Genomic DNA, 19,308 nt, shown 5'->3' with positions numbered 1-19,308 from the left:
ACATCACCTTTCTTTTAATTCATCAATACGTTTCCATATTGTATTAATTTCTAATCTTTGTTTGATTTGTTCTTGATTTATCTTTTCTATTTGATTATTCATTGCTTTGATATCTGCTCTTGTTTCATTTGTTGTTGAACATATTTGTTCTAATTTGATATTAGCTTTCATAAGTTCTCTACTTTCTTCTCTTGTATCTTTTTTGCGATTAGAAAAGAAATTAATAGCAGTAAAACAAAACAACAATATAGACATTAGAAAAGATAAACTAATTGTAGTTTCAGGTGTCATAAAGCACCTCTAGTCTTTTTTATTTGACTGTGTTCCAAAATAGAATCCCACAATCATTGTATAAATGGCCATGAACTTATCGCCATCAATGCTTCCACCACTTACCAAAGCAACAAATGCTCCTGTAAGCGTAAGAGTCATAATTGACTTTACATCAATTAATTTTGTAACCTTTGCAATTAATTCTTTCATTTTTCTTCATCCTCCTTGATCATGAATAACATTGCATCTGTAGCGTACTGACTTGCTTCTGAATTGAAGATAACATCTTCACTGACAGTTCTAATGTCGATATTAACTTTTTCTTCATCAAGCATCTTCAATTCAACTTTATTCCATTCTTTTTCTTTTTCGTCAGAAAGGAAAATAACTTTCATGATTGAATTTTCATCATCAGTATCAACTTTCTCCTGTTTAATATTGCCATCTTCATCAAGTTCACAATAATCTTTCTTAGCCTCTTGACGTGCCTTGTCAAATTGTTCATATTCCTTTGTTAACTTTTCCTTGTTACGAGAAATCTTGTAGTTAAGTTCTCCACCTAACTTTTCATTGATAATTGCTAATTGGTTAAGATGACCAATCATTTCTCTGTTTGTCATTTCCATTATTTAGTACCTCCCAATAATTCTTTTTGCTTTGCAATCACACTTTCAATAAAAGTGTTAATATCTGCTTTTAATGTTGCATCATTATCACATAATTGCTTTTTCATAGAATTGTAGATGTTAATGTTAATTCCAATGTTGTCATAATCGTAATTTGAAACCGTTCCTTCAAGATTTCCGATTATTTCATCTTTTACTGTTAAATCCGCTTTCAAAATTACCTTTGTGTTTTCTTGTTGTGTAATATTCATAAAATATCCTCCTTGTTTTTTTTATAATTAAAAGGACTTTACGCAAGCCCTTTTAATTGATTGATTTCTTGTTCTAATAATTCTACTTTTTTCTTTAATCTTTCATTATCATATTTTAGATTAGAGAGTTGTCTATCATGTTCAATCTGAACATATTTGATATTTTCTATAGATGCTATATTTTTTTGGATCATATGAGTGTTCAATGCAATGAATTGTTCATAGACAAGTCCCAATAACTCACTACCATCTTCATCAATCACTTTTGATACAAAATTATGATTCTCATCCAAACTACTATTTCTAATCGCTGTTTGAACATCTTGAGCAATAAATCCGAGGTTTGTTAGATTCTCTTTATCCTTATTAAATCTAAACGTTTGTGGCTTTAATTCATTGAAGAAATTTTCATATCTCTTATCAAAATCTCTTATGTTGTTTTTATAACGTCTATCAGACGTGACAGTTGCGCCAGACATGCTAAGATATACTTTAGATCCTCTTAAACACGTTTGACAACTGTTGTCACCAAAGTATTCAACATTGTTATCACCCATAACAGTCATCCATCTCCAAGTACCACCTGTGTCAATTCCATATAGATATTGAGCATTTGCTAAAACAAGAGCACCACTCAGTCTCACCGATTTTGTAAAATAAGAAGTACCTGTCACACGAAAATCATTTTCACAAGTTAACTCGCCATTGTTATAGCAAATAAGTCTCGATGTATAATCAACTGCATCATTGCCATGATGGAAATCAATAAATGGGGTATTCCCCCATATTTCTAATCCCTGATCACCTGTATCAAATGAACCATTATACATATCGATATGTAGCTCTTTAAGAGTTGCATTATTTGCATAACAAGTATCAAATGTTGCAACGTCACTATACAATTGACCTGTACTTGTTATTTTAGTTGTAAAAAAGCCATCAGCCTTAGCCTCAAATATAGCTTGGTTATAATTTGTTCCTGTATCAAATTTTGGATATATTGATAGACTTGTATCAATTTTATTCCCAGCATTTATTATTTTTACAATATAGTAATGATCCATAGAATCGATAACTCCATCACCGTTTAAATCATATCTATTGAATTGTCCTGTTGATGGAACTCTTCCTAAAATAATGTTTTTTATTGTTTCAATATCATTGCTCGTATAATCAAAAGTTTTCGTTGATGTCGCATACATCCTATTTGACGCTAATGTAAATCCTGAGATATTCCCACTTGTAGCATTTATATTTCCACTAAATTTCCCATTAACAGCCTCCATAGAGCCATCTGTTAATATTTTAAATCTACTATTTGCAGTAACAAGACCTTCTAGTGCTATTTTGCTCGCTTGAATTTTAATTTGCTCGGCAGTTTGATTGATAACAGAAATAGCATTATGAGTTCCTGCGACCTTAGTCCAAGCACCCCAAGCAGTCGTTGAAGTCCCAACCCTACGATAAATATTTTGACTGGTGTTTGGATAAAATAATTGTACAGGATAACCTCCTCCTGTATCTGGCCATGATACACTAGTCTCTAGAGTTCCATAAGTGCCTTCTCCACTAATCCCCATTGTACTACACTGTTTAAATTCTTTAACAGTCTTTCTTGGATAGTTAGATAAATACCATGAAGGGTTATTGTTAACACTTCTTGTATCCTTGATTGTAGTTAAGTCTACAAGATTGTTTGCTTTTGTTTGTGCATCTGTAGCCTTAGTGTTTAACGTAGTCCAACTACTAGATTTAGTAACGGTGCTAACAATTGCGCTATCTGTAACTTTTTGCTCTGCGGTACTCATACGAGTTGTTAATGCTGTTACATTTCCGTTTACTTTTGTTATGTTTGTCTCTGCTGTACTCACACGAGATGTAATATTTGTAAGTTGTGTTGTATGGGTTGCTACAGTAGATTTAGTAGATGTTATTTCTGTTTGTATATTCATACCACCAACAGACACTAAATGTGTATATGTAGTTGGAAATATTGTAACTAAGCTTATACTCCAACCATCTTTCCAAGTATCTGGCGCAACAGTCGAATAACTTACAAGTGCACTCTCAACTTGTAGTTTTGGATAATTCCATGTATCTGTTCCACTTCCAAGAATAATCACTAATCTGGAATCAGATGAACTAACCTTTGCTAGTCTAACTAAACTAAATGGAACGTTACCATCATTTGTATAAGAACAATTAATAATTGATGATGTATAGTTATAGCATGTGATTGTTATATCTATGTTGTTGTTTGTAGTTGTTACATAGTTATATCCTGTTATTCTAAATCGACACATATGCAAAGGAACTATAGGTGTAACTATTACAAATGCTCCCTTTATACTTTCACCATCATAGCTATAACTTGCTACATTTTTAAATAATTTTGAATTATTTAATGCATCTACTTTATTACCAAGCACTGCACTATTTGCAGTAGCTTGTGCATTGTTAGCATTTGTTAATGCTGTAGGCGCCTTATCCCAATTTGCTTTATTGTTATTGACTGTGTTAGTTACAGTCGCAACAGTTGTCTCTGTAGAACTTACTCTACTTGTAATACCACTCAAGGATGTCTCAAAAGTTGCTTGTTTGTCTGCGACTGTTTTAATGCTTGCTGTTAAGTCAGTTCTAACTTTGTTAGCAGTTGCATCATCTGTGTACTTATCAGCCTTTTCCCAATCACCAGCAACATAAGAACCACTTGCACGAGCAACCTTACATTTCATAATTACACCTGTAGCACCCTGTACCCACAAATCACCTACTTTGTATGGAGTTGTTGGTGTAGCAGTAAATACCTTCGCTTTACTGTTTGCAGTATTCAAGGCATTGTTAGCAGTAGTGCTAATATTTGCAATACTACTCGTATGACTTCCTACAGTTGTAGAAAGCCCATCAATCGTTTGCTTAACACTACTATAGTTATTTGTTAATGTAGTAATATTAGTTTTTGCTGTTGTGACATCCCCTGTAACTGTCGTGATGTCCTTTTTTGCTTGAGTGACATCTGTAATAAGAGTGCTAATCTGTCCTTGTGCTGTACTTATTTGAGTGCTTTGTGACTTTACTGTATTCTCTACAGTTGTCACTTTTGTTTCAAGTTGGTTTGCCTTTGCTAAAGCATTGCTAGCATTGGTACTAGCAGTTGTTGCTTTAGTGTTTGCTCCATCTGCTGTCGTTTTAGCCACATCCGCTACAGTTTTAGCGTTATCTGCTGTTGATTTAGCAGTGTTAGCAGTAGTCTTTGCACTTGCACTATCTGTTATTGCAGTATTCGCTTTAGATAATGCATTATTTGCATTCGTATTGGCAGTCTCAACGACCTTTGTTGTCTCTGTAACAGTATTAGACATTGTATTGAAAGCAACGTCAAGAGTCTGTTTCTTTTCATCAAAGTAGATTTTACTAGACTTAATAGTTGTTGTTGCACCATTTACTTCTGTAATAACACTATCTATATCTAATTTAGAACCTTTAATACCAGCATTTTCTTTTACGTTGGAGTTGTCAATAACTTCTCTGTTAACTCCATCAGCGGTTAAGCCCAACGGATCAAACATTACCTTTCCATCTTTATCCCAGATATAGATGTTATAGTCTCCTTGTGCATCCTTACCAATTTGAACTCTTGTACGTGTACTATCTTTAATAAGAATAGTATTGTCTTTCCAAGTTGAATAACCATCATTGGAATGTATATTCAATTTTGTAGTGTTTATATCAATACCTGTAATTTTGTTAAAATCAAGACTATCAATCATTGCTGATTTAATAAGTGCATTTGCTATAGTTGTGTTCTCTGCGTTCAACACAATAGTCTGTGTAGAACCTGCATTAACGCTTCCAGATAACAATGTATTAATTTTAGCAATATCAACAGTTAAATCTTTAACTTCACTTTTGATTGCATATGTTTGATTGGCAAATTGTGTTGTTACATAGTTTTCGTTTACATATTGCTTTGTAACATAATTTTCATTGACGTATTGCTTGTCTACATAATTTGTTTCTATAGTTGCTACTTTGGCGTTCAAATCTTCAACTATTTCTTTCTTTACATACGACAATTCAACATCTTGTCTGCTTATATAAGCCTGTTCAATTTTTGCGACTGTAGCGCTTAAATCTAGAACGTTTAATTCTTCTATCTTTGCTTTTAATGCTTCAAATTCAGTTGTTTCCAGTTTTCCTGAAATCTTTGCATTTATAGCTACTAGATTTTGCTGAAATGATGTTCCTATTTGAGAAATGCTTGATTGAGTTTTTGTCATCAAGTTTTCAATCGAATCTGATGCTGTGCTTAATGTGATTTTATCTTTTTCATGAGCAAATGGATACTCTACTATTTTAACTATTCTATGTAGAACTCTTCGATTATTTCTAATATCAATATAGTCAACCATATCCCTTATCTTATAGTTAAATAATCTATATTCTTCACTTTTTAATTTTGATAAGTCGATAATGTCAAGTTCAAATGATTCAACTTGTTTTGCATATTTATTCAACTCTTTTTGGCAGTAATCATAAAGTGCCTGTGGATCAGTAAATCTATCATCACGAATTATTTTTGAAATAACTTTCCCTTTAAATGATAAATCCTCTACATAATTCTTGCCATTGTTGATTGAAGAAAATGTAACTGTTTGACCAGTTTCATCATCTGTTTTTCCAAATCCATATATACGAGTCACAATATCATATGTATCACTTGTATATTCAACTTTTTTAAGATTGACCTGTTCTGATACAAAGAATCCATTTTCATTAAATTCCTTTTGATATGATACATAGAGAATCTTGTTCTTGTTATCAAAATCTGTATAGCATCCAAAGGTATTTTGAATCTGTAAGATAATATCATATTTAGTTGCATCTTCAATTTCAATTGTTCTTTTCTGATTAGATGTTTCTCCGCTTGCTTTCCATCCAATGCTGCTTAATATACTGTTTAATACATTTATTTCCGTTTGACTTTCACTTCTGTAGCTTTGTAGAACTTCACCTTTTAGATCATCTGTATCTAAATTGCAAACGATTGTTGCATTAAAATCCTCTTCACTAATTTCCTTTACCAAAAAATAAAGATTATCATATTCAATTCTATCTTCATTTTTTATTAAAGAGAATAAATCGTAATTTGTTGAAATATCAAATTCTATCTGCTTTGTTCCGTTTTCCTCTATCGTAATAAAAAAACTATCTCTATCAATATCTATTTCTCTATTTGTTCTAACATGCTTTAACATTAATATGCCTTTCTATACATAATGTTTAATTCAAGAGTTTCATCTATTCCTCTTACATCAATTTTACCTTTTGTATATGGATACAGATTTATATTTATGTTATTGAGATAGAGTTGGTTTTCATCGATGAAACATAGAAATTTATCAGAATTTATCAAAGCAGTTTTACCATTTATTAGACTTATGATCTTTATATCATTTTGATATTTTTTGTTGGTAAAGAAATCAAAATATGAAAGTGTAATAACCTTATTCACTAATGTTTCATTAGCTTTTACCTCTATATTAATTGCTGTTGGTGATGGACTGTCTATATTGACAGTTGTATTTGCTTTAATAGGTGTATTTGAATATCTATTTTCAAAAATGTATGCATTGTATATCAATTTCAGGAGATAATCATCTCCTGAAATATATTCATATTCAAATTCATTAATTGATGATTCATAAACTAATTCATCATCTACAAATTCAAATATTGGATTAGTAAGGATACGAGCAAGTGCTAGCACATTGCTATATTTTCTTACGATAAACTCTACGGTCAATTCATGTGGATTGAATATTGAATTTATATATCTTTCATTTGTTCCATGCATTGTTTTGTATGTTTTTGTTTCTACACTTCCCAAATCACAGTCATACCCATTAAATTCAGCGTTATATTCACTTAATGTTAATGTTTCATCATTTAGTTTAATTATCACTTCGCTCATGATCGCTTCTCCCTCCTTACTTTGATTGCTACTTTTTTGCTTACATTTTCAACCAACATCCCATCACCCACATTAATATATATATCCGCATATAAATCCTGTGCTACAGATGATCCTATACCGTTCAACTTCTCGGCAAGTAGGCTTGCTAATGGTGTCATTGTTCTATCATTTAATGGCAATGCATATTCATTCCCAGCCTCTCCTAATCCACTTAGGACAGTTGGGCCTTTAAAAAAACCACCTTTTGCATACCAGCTTATTCCTAAAGATGGTATCTTCCCTTTTAAAAGATCACCTATTCCCCATCCTTTCGGTTTTACCGAAAAATGAGGTAATGGCAATTTTGGCCATGAAAATTTAAATGAGAAAAATCCTTTTATTGCATTAATTACATTTGATACGACATTCTTTGCACCAGTTATTTTGTCTACAATAGCAGTCTTTATTCCATTCCATGCATTGGCAACCGTTGTTTTTACCTTGTTAGCCCAGGAGCATACAGTATCCCAATTCTTATATAAAGCAACTCCTGCTGCAACTGCTGCTCCAATTGCTAATGTGATCATACCTATTGGACCTGTTACAAATGTAAATGCAGTTCCAAGCCCTGTGGTTGCTACAGTGGCAGCACCAGTGGACAAAGCCATAATATCCATAATTCCATTATAGATACCAATTGCAAGAGTTATTGTTCCAAATGCTGTCGCTCCTGCTCCTATACCTAATACCAATGCACCTATAAGATCCTTGTTATCTCCAACCCACGTTAATAATTGACTTAACGCTGGGAAAACAAAAGTTGATAACGTACCACTTATATCCTGTTCAAATCCTCTTTTGAGTCCTTCAAGCTGCGCAAGAACATCATCATATTTAACTTCCTTGATTTGATTCATAGAATCAATGTTCATATCCATAATACCGTTTAAATTGCTAAGAGACTGCACTCCATCAGCACCTAAATCTTCAAACATTGTTCCATACATTGTTACTCCCAAACTAAACTGCTCATTTGTATCTTTTACACTGAATAATGCTTGATTAATTTCCTGATATGCTTTCTTTCCAACTTCACCACCTTGTGCAAATCTTTTTTTGACATCATCAACATTTAACCCAAGTTTCTTTAATGCCTCATCCGCTGTTCCGTCTTTAATACGAATACTAAACTCCTTAACTGCATCTCCAAGTTTATCAACACTGAATGTTCCTGCGTTTGTTCCCTTTAACAGAACATTAAACATATCATCAGCATCCATACCAATTTGATTGAAATGAACTGAATACTCATTGATTGTATCAAGCAAATCTCCATTTTTATCCAATCCGTTCTGTGCACCTTGAGCAATCAAATTAAAAGCCTGATCAGATGTTAATCCAAACTGATCCATCATCATTTTTACTGCACGTATTGATTCCTTAACATCAAAATCAAATGTATCACGCAGCCCAATAGCACTTTCAGTAACACTAATCAGTTCATCATTTTCCATATCACCAAGCTGGGAAGAAACCTCTCGAATGGATTCTGCAATATCATCAAAGTTTTCACCATAGTTATCCCTATAGATTTGATCCATAGTTTCACGAAATGATTCTAAAGGTTCATCTGTTGCACCAAGTGATGCCGATAATTGATTAGTTGCTCTTTCCATGTCATTTCCATTTGTAATAACAAGGTCAGTCAGCTGGCTAAATCCCTCCTTGATTGCATCGCTTGCTAGGTTAGCTTTAAGAACATCGCCAAAAACTGACACATCCTTTTCAGTATCATTCAAGGAATCTCCTAAATCATCAATTGATTCATCGAGATTTGATGTTTTCTTTTTTTGATCCTCCATCTTAGCAGTTGTCTGCTTGATTTCATTCTGTATTGCAGCCTGCTGATTCTTTGCGGATATTAATGAATTGTTGAGCGTGTAATATTCCTTGCTGTTTTTGCCTAATGTTTTTTCTGCTTCGGATAAAGAATCTTCAAGCAGCTTTATCTTTTGTGCAGTGTTTTGACTTTCCTGTTGCAATAATGACTGTCTTTTCTGCAATAGAGTTGAGTCATCTGCATTGCCCTTTAATTCTGTCGAATTTAATTTCAGCTCATTCTGTAGGGTTTTGTTTGACATATTTAATTGTTTGATTCCATCCTGATAACCTTTTGTTATCGCAATGAATTCAATTTGTGCTTGTGTTTTCTTTGCCAATATTATCCCTCATTTCTTAATTTATTTGTATGATATGTAATATAGCTATCATACGCACTTTTATTTTCAGCTACCGACATCACAAAAGAGATATCCATATTCCAAAAGCATTCCTCACTAATGCCTAAAATCTGAACATAATATGTATAGTAATCCTCGATATCCTCTAGTTCAAATTTCGGCATTTTAAAGGGAGGCTTATTCTTTTTTTGAAAGGCCTCCCTAAATGCTACTTTTTTTTAGAACTTGATAAAGCATTAACTGTCCTGATTATATAATCCATATCAAAATAATCAACATTTTCAATAAAGTCATTAAACTCATATTGTTTATTTTCATTTTCACATAGATACGCAACATATATGATATATAGATAATCAAATACGTCTTTTGCACCTCTGTTAAAAATCACATTGAATTTCTCATAATCTTTTTGAGTCTTGCTATCTAATTTTAATTTATATAATTTCGCAAATGTCAATCCTATATTGACCTCTGTTTCATTACTGATTTTAAACTTCATTGCCATATATCATATTCTCCTTTATTATGCTGCTTTTTTTACAAGATCATGAGTAAAACTTGTCATCCATGAAGTTATGAATGCTTCCTCTGTTTTTTCATCTTCAATAATTTTCTCATATTCGCATTGACCGAACTCATCATTTGATAATGCCAATGTCATTTCAACCTCTGCAACCTCTTCACTTGTTGCATCAATTTTTCTAGATGGTCCAGTTGATATGACAGCATTAGGATATGCTTTCAATTTTAAGATGTTATCTTCATCTCTTACCTTTAAAGTTACGCACATTGTCGGATGCGTTCCAGAACCATAGGACATTACACCATCCTTTAAGTCGCTGTTTTCCATTCCATGCATTTTACAGTATGCACTATAAAGAATGTGTCCAGTTATCTTTACTTCTCCACCGCCTGCATGACGTGTTCGCTGCTTTGTCACTATTCCTTTGCATTTTTTTGAAATTGTTTTTGTATTGAATGTCTCTTCTGACGTTCCAATGCATCCTGTTTCAATGTATGTATCACCATTTTCAAGTTTAACATTCATCTCCTCAACTTCGTATTCAGTAAACTCTTTTCTCACTTGCTATTCCTCCTTTGTTAATTTATTTAAAATTCCATTTACAATTGAATCATATACATTGTCCATTCCTTTCTCCATGAATAAGAGTGGACTTTTTCCCTGTGATGTACCTGCTGCCTGATCAGGGAAATACAGATAATTGTAAGTTTTCTTTGATTTTATTGTAAATCCTAGATTTATAAAATCTGTCTTAAATGGATTGCCGCTTCTTGCTGGCTTTCTTTTCCCTTTCCACATTCTTCCACTTTGGGGAATCATTACAACAATTGCATCAACGACCATATTTGAAGCATAGTCTCTTAAAAAATCGTTGATAATGCTTTCTGCATCATCTCCATATTCCATGATTGACTGTTCTATTTTTTTGAGGTCATCATCCTTTAGCTTAAACTCTATAGAAGACATGTTTCTGTTTTTACAAATGTCAGTGTCAGTATCTCAACTAAATCACTTGTATCTCCCTTTCTTATATAATTGTATGGCATTTCCTGATCATTTGGAAACTTTAGACATGTATTTTCTGTAATAGCCTTTATGATTTTTATATCAAGTCCTTCAGGTATATAGTTTTCTCTAACAATGTTTACCTCAAAAGTGCGTATGACATCTCGCTTTGATTTCTTCATGCCTTTTCTGCTAAATACAATAAAATCAAAACCGTTCTCTTTTACATAATCATCAAAGCTCTTGCCATAGCAAACCTTTTTATCAACTTTTTCAAGACTTTTTCTAATATCAACCAATAGTGACATTTTCTTTCACTCCTACTATTGTTAAATAAAGATAATACCTTTCATCAGTATCATCATGATATGTAATATCAAATACTTTTGTGCTGTCATTATTGACAATAACATAGTATTTATCATCAAAATTCAATTGACAGTTAGGAACCTCTATCTTTAAATCCAGCTGTGCACCAAACTTATTGATTAATTCCTTATCCTGGATTCTTTTTGATAATTCATTAAAGGGAAGCTCTACAATAATTTCATAGAACTTCCCTTTTTCTTTTGCGTTAAATTCATTTTTTTTAATGATTTCCTTAAGAATATAAATATATCCATCACGATACATTGGCTTGTTTTGATTTTTCATATTCAGTAACCTCATATTTCATTCTTTCATTCAGGATATCAGAAGCATAATTCTTCTTGAAATCTTCACCCTGATCATAATAATGATATCTCACATACGCCATAAACATTTTTCTAATATTTCCATAATGTTCAACATCTACATCCTTACCAAACCATTCTTGAAATTCATCAATGGCATTACTGACAATGCCATTGATGCGTGTATTTGTTTTTGCGTTATCCCATGTTACACCACAGTCATTTTTTATTTCTTCAAAGAAAGTACTGCTGATCTTTAAATCTTGCATTTTTAAACAGCTGGATCAGCTGTTGGTGTTTCGGATAATGTTTTGACAACAGTGTATAATTCCTCTAATTCAGAAATATCCAATAGTACCGATACAGTATTATCGTATGGTCTACCATTTCCATATAACTTAATCATAAATGCTCTTTGGTCCTCGAAGAACTTCACAGAATCATCATATAATATTTTTCCCTCTTTTGATGTTCCAAGTCCTGCAAAGTATTCTTCGGGAAGCATTAATAAGGCTTCACCATCTGCCAATTCATTTGAGATAACTGTTTCTGTAGGAAATGGGAAAATATTTTGAGTATATGTACCATCTATATTGCTTGCTGTTGTGGCAGGCATGATCTTAGTTAAATAGTCAGTCATGTTAACTGCAAGCAGCACCTTATCAAATTTTCTGGCATTTCCTTTTTCTGTCTTTGCCATAACAGCCAATACCTTTCCATATTCCTTTGGTCTAAATGATTTGATTTTCACTTTTTTCTTTCTAGGATAAACGCCATCTGTTACTGAAACTCCTGTGTGAATATCTCTATCATAGCCAATAGGCATATTCTTACCTGTACCAGTAACAATAGAATTTTCTAATGAGTTTGCAAGTGAATCATATAGCACTGTTCTTACATAAGCATCTACCCATTCAGGTCCTAATTCAAGCATAGGTTTTGATAATACAAAGAATGCAGATAACTTGAACTGTTTCATATCGTATTCCTTGAATGCTGATGTAATTTCCTCCGTGATTTTAGCAGTGATTTCTCCCCATGCTGCTGTTTGTTTTGTGTGATCACTAATAATCCATTTTGTTGAAAATGATGTAAACTGAAAATTGATTTTTGCAAGCAGTGGATGCGATTGAGTCAATTCTCTATATACATCTGTAATAACAGTTTCAGGCATACCTTTATTCATATCGGTAATTTCCTGCTTAGGATTGATTGACTTTGCCTTATCAATAAATTCCTGATAATACTTCTTTTCTTCCGAAGTTAATTGTCTGATCCCACGTTTTTCTAAGATTTGAGAATCATTTGTTTGTCTAAACTGTTCATAATCATTCTGAATTGATTGAATCAGTTCTTCATGATATTGTGAAAATGCCTGTGAATATTGATCTACATTTCCCTCTTTCATTGCAGTTTTCATTGTTTCTAGATATTGCTTTAATTGTAAATTCATAATTTTCCTCCTTGGTAATTTTTAATTTAAAAAGCTTTTTCAAAGAAAGCCTTTAATTTGTTTTCTTCATGTTTTGGTTTTGGTTCAGGATCTTGCTCATGTATAATTTCCTGCTGCTTTAGCTGGTTTAACACAGAAGATAAATTCTTTTGTCTTACGATCATCATTTGAATCTGGTTTTCACGTATCTGTGCAATCTTAGCAATGTCATCAATGTTTGTTTCTCCACTAATTTCATCAGCAAGTCCATTTTCAATACATTCCTGTGCAGTATAGATAGTTTCCTTATTCATTGCTTCAATCAGTTCATCTTCTGTAATGTTCATCTTAGATAAGAACAGCTGTCTATTCGCTTCCATCAGCTTATCCAAGTCATCTGCCATCTTTCTAAAATCATTAGCATTTCCATAACAGCTTGAAAGCATGTTGTGCAATAATACAGTCGCCTGCTTTGCCATAACAACATGATCAGCAACCGCTAAGAATAATGCTGCTGCACTAAATGCAAACCCATCAACATAGCATGTCACTTTCGCCTGATGTCTCTGCAATAATGATGTCATTCCATAAGCCTCCATGACATCGCCACCGTTAGAATTAATATAGACATTAATCTGATTGACATCATGATATTTTTCTAGCTGTTCCCTAAAGAAATCCTGACTTGTTTCACTTACTACCTCTCGGCAATTCCACCAGTCATAATATCCACTCTGTATATCATCATAGATATAAAGTTCCAAAGTATTTTGGGTTGCTGTGCTTTGCTTTAACTCCCATTTCATTTATTCATCACCTCCTTTAAATGAATTATCGTCTTCATGAATTGTCTCTATGTCACCGAAATTCTCAGCATACTTAAGCAATTCCTCGATTGTTCCAAAGTTCTTTGTCATAAAATGCCTCTTAGACCATTCAGTGTCCAACGGCTTATCGCCACCCTTGACTCTAATTTCATCAATGCAGTAGGCACCTGTCCCTAATAATTTTTCTATGCTTGCTGCGTTTTCCAGAGGATTAAAATATTTGATTTTTGTAATATCAAATTCATAATGATCATCCATGAAATTTGATAAACCGACATTTTTTGATGATATTTCATTTTGAATCATATTTGTCATTTTCTTTAATCCGAATGTAATCAGATTGTCAACTACTTTTGTATCCAGGTTCGCAGTATCAGAAAACATCAATGCAGTTGGTATATTGAATGCCTCTGCACATGATGAAAATACTTCTTTTCTCATTTCTCTGTAATCAACTGTTGTAGATGCACTTTTTGGCGAATCACGAACCCACTCAAATCCATCATAGACAGGCAATGCATTTTTCCCATGCTTTAGAAATTTTTTCAGTTTTTCTCCTGTCATGTCTGTAAAGTTTTCAGCAAACTTCGGATCATGTCTTGCTTCTGTTGAAACATTCAAAAAATAATGCTTATCTGCCTGATCAAGATAAATTTCCTTGCTGGCTCCCAAAATTTGAGCATAGCTTTGATATACACCATCAATATATCTTTTAATATTTTCATCATTTAGTGAAAAATAATAAACTTCATTCTCATAGAACTTTCTTTGAAAAGAAAAATCCTTAACAACAACTGAACTGTATTCATTTTTTAATAATGCATATTCATCTTTCTGGAAGTCATCAGCAATCAATAGCTGATCATTATAATAAATCACAAGACATTCATTATCATTTATGAGTTTGCCAATAATCTGATCAAAGAATTGAATTCTGTTCTGATTCTTATTTGGTCTTATATTCCAAAGATAGTAATCATTATCTCTGATGATTTCATTCTTATGATATTTATTCAATATACATGAACTCAAGCATACTGAATATATCGATTTCACTTTTGCAAGTGCAAGTTCCTTAAAGTACAGTTCGGCCTGTAAAGATTCCAGTGATGCATTGCTTAATTCCAGTTTTCCATTATCAAATAATTTTGAAAAAAGCCACCCTTCAACACTTCTCATTATTCCCATTCAACCACCTCCTTTCATCAGTATTCAATAACATCTAATGGTGGCATTTCAACATATTCTATCAGTTCTTCATCACATGTTGCTGCGGCTACAAATGCCATGAATCCATCTGTCTTCCTTGATTTTGGTTCCTGCTTGTCATAGACAAAATTATCTTTTCCCATTGGTACGACTTTTGCATTGTTTGTGCACCATCTCATAAATGGATCATCTCCCCACACGATTATTTTATTCATAAACCACGAGTCAATTGATGGATATATCTTCATAATGTCTGATGGTCTTACAAGCTTTACTCTTTTCTTGTCTTTTGCATCAAATCCAATCTTTTTTAGATATGTGCTAAACAGTGTAATTCTAAAATTATCCATACATATTTTTTTAATACGATATTTTCTTTGCTGCTCATATAGCCAGTCAACAACTATTTCTGGCTTGATTTCTATATCGTCTATAATCGTCAGCACGCCCATATCTTCCATCATCTTTAAATCCACCTTGATTCTATGCTTGTCTCGTGAGTTCTTGCAAAACCATGCATGTGTAACCCAGTATCTTATGTTGTTCTTTTTAAATAGTAATCCTGCCGACACAAAGTCGCTTGTTCTTGCATAGTCAATTGCAGCAATGCATTCGTATCCCTCTAGATCAGGTATCTTTCTATTTGTTGCAAGAATGTTATCCCATGAAGTGACAGCAATATCTTTTCGCTCTTCAATAAGATTCATTCTCTTGACGATAAAAGCCCTCGATTTATCAGGATGTCTAAGATATGCTACATATTCCTTTCTCATCTGTTCAAGCAAGTCTGGTCTATATCTCAAAGAAGGATTTGCCTTGTTCCACATTCTTTCATCATTGACTTCATCCTTGCTGTCAAGCATACACAAAAAAGGAAGCAAACCATTATCGGTTGTCTTCCCATCAAGTATATCCTTTGCAACCTGTACATCATCATCAAGCGGACCATCACGCACATCTCCCTGTGTAGAAATAGATGTTGTTCGTGGGTGCTTTATTTTTCCCAACCCAGTATTGGCAACATCTATCAATTCAAAATTTTCATATGCATGTTTTTCATCAAAGTCATTTTTCCCAGGACGTCCGCCATCTTTTGTATCTGCATTTCGAGTCCTGAATCTTAATGATGAATTTGTCTTTATATTTGTGATGATTTCCTTATTCCATGTAAAGAATTTTTTCAATTTCATTTCATTGGCTTCAAGAACTTCGTAAATTTCCTTGAAAGTTGTTTTTGCCTGATCCTCACTTGTTGCATAGATATCAATGTTGTAGTTTTTAATTCCATGCGTTGGCGAAAGCAGACAAAAATCCTCAAATGAAAGATAACCATTCTTTCCAGCACCACGTCCTACAATGCAAAGCAAATCAGGCCACCGAGGATATCCATCTTCCCTAAATACACAGTTATGAAGAACAAACAGGCATTTCTCCCACAGAAATAAATCATAGGGAAAATATTTCTGATATGTAAAATACTTTTCTATTCGACTTTCATCATAAAACAGATTTTCATTTTCAAATATTCTGGTTACTAAATCACAGAATTTTAAAGTCCACTCGCAATTCTCATCTTCATGATTATGTACAAAATTAATATATCTTTTTACATCTGCTGGAAGTTTACATCTCGTCATCAGCATCACCATTTGCCCCAATGCTGATATTTAAATGCTGTAGAATTCTAAGCATCTGCATATTGACTTTTGTCAGTTCTGTTATGCTGTCATTCTTCTTATAATTCACATCTCCTTTGGCAGTATATACTTCAACCGTTACACCTCTTTCAAAGATATCCTCTTTTAAGAGTTTCTTTGTAACATACATATCCATATAATCACTTATAAGGTCCAGGTTCTGATTATTTTCCTTTCCATCAAATTTCAACTGATCAATAAGCCCCTGTTTCAGTTCCTTATATTCCTTTGTTCTGTGGATTGTATCAACATTAATCTTTTCCACTTTAATAATCACCTCCACGATAATTAATATATCATCAATTCATATGCTATCACCTCTCAATAGTGCTGCTATCTGGTATCTATATGTACATAACTGTACTGTTTCCATGAATAAATATATCAAATAAAATCAAATCGATTCACGTTGTTTTTCATATGCGTGAGTGAGAAATCGGAAATGTCGTGTCCCCTCTCCGTTGAAAGTCTCCCCATGAGAAATTGATTTTATTTTGATGGGGGGTATATTTTTATTCTTTTTTCATATTATTCTTTACATATTTCAATACATAATCAACCAATTCTTTTTCATAATTAAATAAAGAAAATATTTTTTCATAGTGATGATCATTGATTGAGTTCATAACATCATCAACTGTTATTGGTTCACAATGGTTACGCTGAACAATGTATCTGACATGACCATATATTTCATATACTTTTTGTCTGTTAATATTTTGATATTTATTTTTTTGTTTTTGTTTGACTGTTTCTTTCTCTTCCATTCTTAACACCTTTCTTCTGTAATTGGTTTCTTATATCCCTTATGCTTTTCAGGATGCAATATGTTATGGCATGTCTTGCATACAGAAATAAGATTGCGATACTTCTTTCCTTTATAATAATAGTATTTAGATAATGCTAATCTTGGATACTTCCTCACATGCTGAACATGATGTGCTATTGTTGCATTAGCACATCTGCATATCTGACACTCATGATGATCATCATTCAGTACTTCTTTTCTTAATCTTCTGAATTGCTTTGATTTATAGAACTTCCATAACTCATTAGATTCAATAAGTTTATTTATCCATGCTTCTAATTCATCTTCATTCACAACATCAACATCCTTTCCACAAATAAAGAAAAGAAGTTCCTCTTCCTGAAAAACTTCTACGATAACATATTATCACATAAGAAAGGCTCATTACAGTTCATTTGGTATCATTTGGTATCATGTTTTTGAGATTATTTAATCCAGCTTTATAATATCTTTTAACTGTTGCAATTGAGTAGTGCATATGATCAGCAATGTTTTCAAGTGTTTCAAACTCAATAAAATTGTATTTGATAACAAGTCCTTCCTTTGTGTCTGCATACAAATTAACTAAATCCTCAATTCTTTTCATCCTGGATATAATTATATCCTTTTCATTTATATACTCATTTATAGACTTCTTTTGAACTGCTGATGAATGATTGTCCTCATATCCTATTGCTTTTAATCCAATAATCTTATTTTCAACAAACTCTAGTCTATAATGCAGCTGCTTATATTGTCTTAAATACTTCACGACATCCTTTTCTTTCATCAGTCCACCCTCTCATTCAAGCAAATCTATATATTCCAAACATTTGGCTCATCATCGATTGGCTCGTCATAGTACTTATATATATCTCCTGTGTTTATGATTTGTTTTTGTGAATTGATTCCTATACAGAATCCAATCGTTATGCCTGTAAACAACGCCATAATGATTGTTATTAAAATGAGATATACTAATTTATTTTTCATGCTATTCATCCCCATATCTTCTTTTTAATTCATTGTAGTGGTCTGCAATATAAATGTACTTATTTATATCTAAAGATGTAAGCATCCATCTTGCACGTGACATATTGCTATCATCTATAATATTATATGGTAATTTTGCACCTTGAGCTTTTTCAAAATCGATAAATTCATTCTTTGTTATTTTCATATCTACTACTTTCATTCCTTACAGTTAAATTGTTAAATTTATTTTCTAAAATAGTTAATCTACTGTGTAGAACTTGCAAAACTGCCAATTTCATTTCTTCATTAAATTCAACAAGAACTCTATCTCTACCACTTGTCATATCTATGTCATTACCAACGAATACTTTACAAAGTGCTAATTTACCATAAAATTTTCTACCATCATATTTCACGTCATAAGGACATGATGATTCAACATATTTAAATTGTTCCCTTAGATTTTCAATCTCCTTTTTTAAATCATTAATTTCTTTAAGCTGATCATCAGTCATTATGTTCTTCTCCTTTCAATCAATCCATCAGTAATCAAATCGTAAATAACATCAAGAACTTCTCTATCATCTTTGTATTTACAATTAGGCCTACTATGTATTCTAGGATCATCATTCATCCAATGCTGAACGAATATTCCATCTCCTATAAAGATAACCTGTACACCTCTAGCAATACACAAATAGAATAATTCATTATAAGGCTTTCTGCATCTTTTAAATCCATACTTTTTTATTTGTTTTTCGGTTACATTTTTCTTTAAATAAAGCATATTTCCACCTCTTTTATGTCTATTTTAACGTCATTATAACTCT

At 32.5% G+C, this 19,308-nt stretch carries 26 protein-coding genes; all 26 read right to left on the bottom strand.

Annotated elements, in window-relative coordinates:
* Nucleotides 1–3: 3 nt before the first annotated feature.
* On the bottom strand, nt 4–291 hold the full coding sequence (locus BN1865_RS17240) for a hypothetical protein (protein WP_050638485.1): 288 nt from the start codon (nt 289–291) through the stop codon (nt 4–6).
* 9 nt (nt 292–300) lie between these two features.
* Nucleotides 301–483, bottom strand: a complete 183-nt coding sequence (locus BN1865_RS17235; RefSeq protein WP_050638484.1) for a hypothetical protein — start codon at nt 481–483, stop codon at nt 301–303.
* Nucleotides 480–899: a hypothetical protein gene (locus BN1865_RS17230; protein ID WP_050638483.1), complete on the bottom strand. Its 420-nt coding sequence runs from the start codon at nt 897–899 to the stop codon at nt 480–482. Before BN1865_RS17230 ends, BN1865_RS17235 begins: the two co-directional genes overlap by 4 nt.
* A complete protein-coding gene (locus BN1865_RS17225; RefSeq protein WP_050638482.1) occupies nt 899–1,150 on the bottom strand; it encodes a hypothetical protein in 252 nt (83 codons plus the stop codon). The genes BN1865_RS17230 and BN1865_RS17225 overlap by 1 nt, the downstream gene beginning before the upstream one ends.
* Nucleotides 1,151–1,188: 38 nt before the next feature.
* Nucleotides 1,189–6,408, bottom strand: coding sequence for a phage tail spike protein (locus BN1865_RS17220; RefSeq protein ID WP_050638481.1), 5,220 nt, complete (start codon nt 6,406–6,408; stop codon nt 1,189–1,191).
* Nucleotides 6,408–7,124: a hypothetical protein gene (locus BN1865_RS17215; protein WP_050638480.1), complete on the bottom strand. Its 717-nt coding sequence runs from the start codon at nt 7,122–7,124 to the stop codon at nt 6,408–6,410. The genes BN1865_RS17220 and BN1865_RS17215 overlap by 1 nt, the downstream gene beginning before the upstream one ends.
* A complete protein-coding gene (locus tag BN1865_RS17210; protein ID WP_050638479.1) occupies nt 7,121–9,325 on the bottom strand; it encodes a phage tail tape measure protein in 2,205 nt (734 codons plus the stop codon). Before BN1865_RS17210 ends, BN1865_RS17215 begins: the two co-directional genes overlap by 4 nt.
* 2 nt (nt 9,326–9,327) lie before the next feature.
* Nucleotides 9,328–9,510, bottom strand: a complete 183-nt coding sequence (locus BN1865_RS17205) for a hypothetical protein (protein WP_050638478.1) — start codon at nt 9,508–9,510, stop codon at nt 9,328–9,330.
* A gap of 44 nt (nt 9,511–9,554) precedes the next feature.
* Entirely contained in the window at nt 9,555–9,854 is a 300-nt protein-coding gene (locus BN1865_RS17200; protein ID WP_050638477.1) for a hypothetical protein, read from the bottom strand.
* Nucleotides 9,855–9,872: 18 nt separating this feature from the next.
* Nucleotides 9,873–10,433, bottom strand: coding sequence for a hypothetical protein (locus tag BN1865_RS17195; RefSeq protein WP_050638476.1), 561 nt, complete (start codon nt 10,431–10,433; stop codon nt 9,873–9,875).
* A 3-nt stretch (nt 10,434–10,436) separates the two neighbouring features.
* The gene (locus BN1865_RS17190; protein WP_050638475.1) at nt 10,437–10,778 is read right to left on the bottom strand and encodes a hypothetical protein; all 342 of its coding nucleotides are present in this window, start codon (nt 10,776–10,778) and stop codon (nt 10,437–10,439) included.
* Between the two features lie 47 nt (nt 10,779–10,825).
* The gene (locus tag BN1865_RS17185) at nt 10,826–11,185 is read right to left on the bottom strand and encodes a hypothetical protein (protein WP_050638474.1); all 360 of its coding nucleotides are present in this window, start codon (nt 11,183–11,185) and stop codon (nt 10,826–10,828) included.
* Nucleotides 11,169–11,531 (bottom strand): hypothetical protein, encoded by a 363-nt coding sequence (locus BN1865_RS17180; protein WP_050638473.1) that lies wholly within the window; start codon nt 11,529–11,531, stop codon nt 11,169–11,171. Before BN1865_RS17180 ends, BN1865_RS17185 begins: the two co-directional genes overlap by 17 nt.
* Nucleotides 11,500–11,820, bottom strand: coding sequence for a hypothetical protein (locus BN1865_RS17175; protein ID WP_050638472.1), 321 nt, complete (start codon nt 11,818–11,820; stop codon nt 11,500–11,502). Before BN1865_RS17175 ends, BN1865_RS17180 begins: the two co-directional genes overlap by 32 nt.
* 2 nt (nt 11,821–11,822) lie before the next feature.
* Nucleotides 11,823–13,004 (bottom strand): phage major capsid protein, encoded by a 1,182-nt coding sequence (locus tag BN1865_RS17170; RefSeq protein ID WP_050638471.1) that lies wholly within the window; start codon nt 13,002–13,004, stop codon nt 11,823–11,825.
* Nucleotides 13,005–13,030: 26 nt separating this feature from the next.
* Nucleotides 13,031–13,789 carry a head maturation protease, ClpP-related gene (locus tag BN1865_RS17165; protein ID WP_050638470.1) on the bottom strand — a complete coding sequence of 253 codons (759 nt, stop codon included), beginning with the start codon at nt 13,787–13,789 and terminating at the stop codon, nt 13,031–13,033.
* Nucleotides 13,790–14,998 (bottom strand): phage portal protein, encoded by a 1,209-nt coding sequence (locus BN1865_RS17160; RefSeq protein ID WP_050638469.1) that lies wholly within the window; start codon nt 14,996–14,998, stop codon nt 13,790–13,792.
* A gap of 17 nt (nt 14,999–15,015) precedes the next feature.
* Complete coding sequence (locus BN1865_RS17155; RefSeq protein WP_157844155.1) at nt 15,016–16,656, bottom strand: terminase TerL endonuclease subunit; 1,641 nt, start codon at nt 16,654–16,656, stop codon at nt 15,016–15,018.
* Nucleotides 16,643–16,981, bottom strand: a complete 339-nt coding sequence (locus tag BN1865_RS17150) for a P27 family phage terminase small subunit (protein ID WP_050638468.1) — start codon at nt 16,979–16,981, stop codon at nt 16,643–16,645. The genes BN1865_RS17155 and BN1865_RS17150 overlap by 14 nt, the downstream gene beginning before the upstream one ends.
* 247 nt (nt 16,982–17,228) lie before the next feature.
* Nucleotides 17,229–17,483, bottom strand: a complete 255-nt coding sequence (locus tag BN1865_RS17145) for a hypothetical protein (RefSeq protein WP_050638467.1) — start codon at nt 17,481–17,483, stop codon at nt 17,229–17,231.
* A 2-nt stretch (nt 17,484–17,485) separates the two neighbouring features.
* The gene (locus BN1865_RS17140) at nt 17,486–17,818 is read right to left on the bottom strand and encodes an HNH endonuclease (RefSeq protein WP_050638466.1); all 333 of its coding nucleotides are present in this window, start codon (nt 17,816–17,818) and stop codon (nt 17,486–17,488) included.
* A gap of 97 nt (nt 17,819–17,915) precedes the next feature.
* Nucleotides 17,916–18,293, bottom strand: coding sequence for a hypothetical protein (locus BN1865_RS17135; protein WP_050638465.1), 378 nt, complete (start codon nt 18,291–18,293; stop codon nt 17,916–17,918).
* Nucleotides 18,294–18,319: 26 nt separating this feature from the next.
* Nucleotides 18,320–18,496, bottom strand: a complete 177-nt coding sequence (locus tag BN1865_RS18515; RefSeq protein ID WP_157844154.1) for a hypothetical protein — start codon at nt 18,494–18,496, stop codon at nt 18,320–18,322.
* Nucleotide 18,497: 1 nt separating this feature from the next.
* Nucleotides 18,498–18,683, bottom strand: a complete 186-nt coding sequence (locus BN1865_RS17130; protein WP_050638464.1) for a hypothetical protein — start codon at nt 18,681–18,683, stop codon at nt 18,498–18,500.
* Entirely contained in the window at nt 18,664–18,993 is a 330-nt protein-coding gene (locus BN1865_RS17125; RefSeq protein WP_050638463.1) for a hypothetical protein, read from the bottom strand. The genes BN1865_RS17130 and BN1865_RS17125 overlap by 20 nt, the downstream gene beginning before the upstream one ends.
* Nucleotides 18,993–19,265 carry a hypothetical protein gene (locus tag BN1865_RS17120; protein ID WP_050638462.1) on the bottom strand — a complete coding sequence of 91 codons (273 nt, stop codon included), beginning with the start codon at nt 19,263–19,265 and terminating at the stop codon, nt 18,993–18,995. The genes BN1865_RS17125 and BN1865_RS17120 overlap by 1 nt, the downstream gene beginning before the upstream one ends.
* Nucleotides 19,266–19,308 lie beyond the last annotated feature (43 nt).

The sequence above is a fragment of the Candidatus Stoquefichus sp. SB1 genome, from assembly GCF_001244545.1.
GTDB lineage: Bacteria > Bacillota_I > Bacilli_A > Erysipelotrichales > Coprobacillaceae > Stoquefichus.
Note: the sequence above shows the minus strand (reverse complement) of the source record. Positions and strands in the feature narration are given on the sequence as shown.

What these genes read in the sequence shown, in the direction of transcription:
- BN1865_RS17240 (WP_050638485.1), bottom strand. Translation starts at nt 291, where the DNA reads ATGACACCTGAAACTACAATTAGTTTATCTTTTCTAATGTCTATATTG.
- BN1865_RS17235 (WP_050638484.1), bottom strand. Translation starts at nt 483, where the DNA reads ATGAAAGAATTAATTGCAAAGGTTACAAAATTAATTGATGTAAAGTCA.
- BN1865_RS17230 (WP_050638483.1), bottom strand. Translation starts at nt 899, where the DNA reads ATGGAAATGACAAACAGAGAAATGATTGGTCATCTTAACCAATTAGCA.
- BN1865_RS17225 (WP_050638482.1), bottom strand. Translation starts at nt 1,150, where the DNA reads ATGAATATTACACAACAAGAAAACACAAAGGTAATTTTGAAAGCGGAT.
- BN1865_RS17220 (WP_050638481.1), bottom strand. Translation starts at nt 6,408, where the DNA reads ATGTTAAAGCATGTTAGAACAAATAGAGAAATAGATATTGATAGAGAT.
- BN1865_RS17215 (WP_050638480.1), bottom strand. Translation starts at nt 7,124, where the DNA reads ATGAGCGAAGTGATAATTAAACTAAATGATGAAACATTAACATTAAGT.
- BN1865_RS17205 (WP_050638478.1), bottom strand. Translation starts at nt 9,510, where the DNA reads ATGCCGAAATTTGAACTAGAGGATATCGAGGATTACTATACATATTAT.
- BN1865_RS17200 (WP_050638477.1), bottom strand. Translation starts at nt 9,854, where the DNA reads ATGGCAATGAAGTTTAAAATCAGTAATGAAACAGAGGTCAATATAGGA.
- BN1865_RS17190 (WP_050638475.1), bottom strand. Translation starts at nt 10,778, where the DNA reads ATGGAATATGGAGATGATGCAGAAAGCATTATCAACGATTTTTTAAGA.
- BN1865_RS17185 (WP_050638474.1), bottom strand. Translation starts at nt 11,185, where the DNA reads ATGTCACTATTGGTTGATATTAGAAAAAGTCTTGAAAAAGTTGATAAA.
- BN1865_RS17180 (WP_050638473.1), bottom strand. Translation starts at nt 11,531, where the DNA reads ATGAAAAATCAAAACAAGCCAATGTATCGTGATGGATATATTTATATT.
- BN1865_RS17175 (WP_050638472.1), bottom strand. Translation starts at nt 11,820, where the DNA reads ATGCAAGATTTAAAGATCAGCAGTACTTTCTTTGAAGAAATAAAAAAT.
- BN1865_RS17170 (WP_050638471.1), bottom strand. Translation starts at nt 13,004, where the DNA reads ATGAATTTACAATTAAAGCAATATCTAGAAACAATGAAAACTGCAATG.
- BN1865_RS17165 (WP_050638470.1), bottom strand. Translation starts at nt 13,789, where the DNA reads ATGAAATGGGAGTTAAAGCAAAGCACAGCAACCCAAAATACTTTGGAA.
- BN1865_RS17160 (WP_050638469.1), bottom strand. Translation starts at nt 14,998, where the DNA reads ATGGGAATAATGAGAAGTGTTGAAGGGTGGCTTTTTTCAAAATTATTT.
- BN1865_RS17155 (WP_157844155.1), bottom strand. Translation starts at nt 16,656, where the DNA reads ATGACGAGATGTAAACTTCCAGCAGATGTAAAAAGATATATTAATTTT.
- BN1865_RS17145 (WP_050638467.1), bottom strand. Translation starts at nt 17,483, where the DNA reads ATGGAAGAGAAAGAAACAGTCAAACAAAAACAAAAAAATAAATATCAA.
- BN1865_RS17135 (WP_050638465.1), bottom strand. Translation starts at nt 18,293, where the DNA reads ATGAAAGAAAAGGATGTCGTGAAGTATTTAAGACAATATAAGCAGCTG.
- BN1865_RS18515 (WP_157844154.1), bottom strand. Translation starts at nt 18,496, where the DNA reads ATGAAAAATAAATTAGTATATCTCATTTTAATAACAATCATTATGGCG.
- BN1865_RS17130 (WP_050638464.1), bottom strand. Translation starts at nt 18,683, where the DNA reads ATGAAAATAACAAAGAATGAATTTATCGATTTTGAAAAAGCTCAAGGT.
- BN1865_RS17125 (WP_050638463.1), bottom strand. Translation starts at nt 18,993, where the DNA reads ATGACTGATGATCAGCTTAAAGAAATTAATGATTTAAAAAAGGAGATT.
- BN1865_RS17120 (WP_050638462.1), bottom strand. Translation starts at nt 19,265, where the DNA reads ATGCTTTATTTAAAGAAAAATGTAACCGAAAAACAAATAAAAAAGTAT.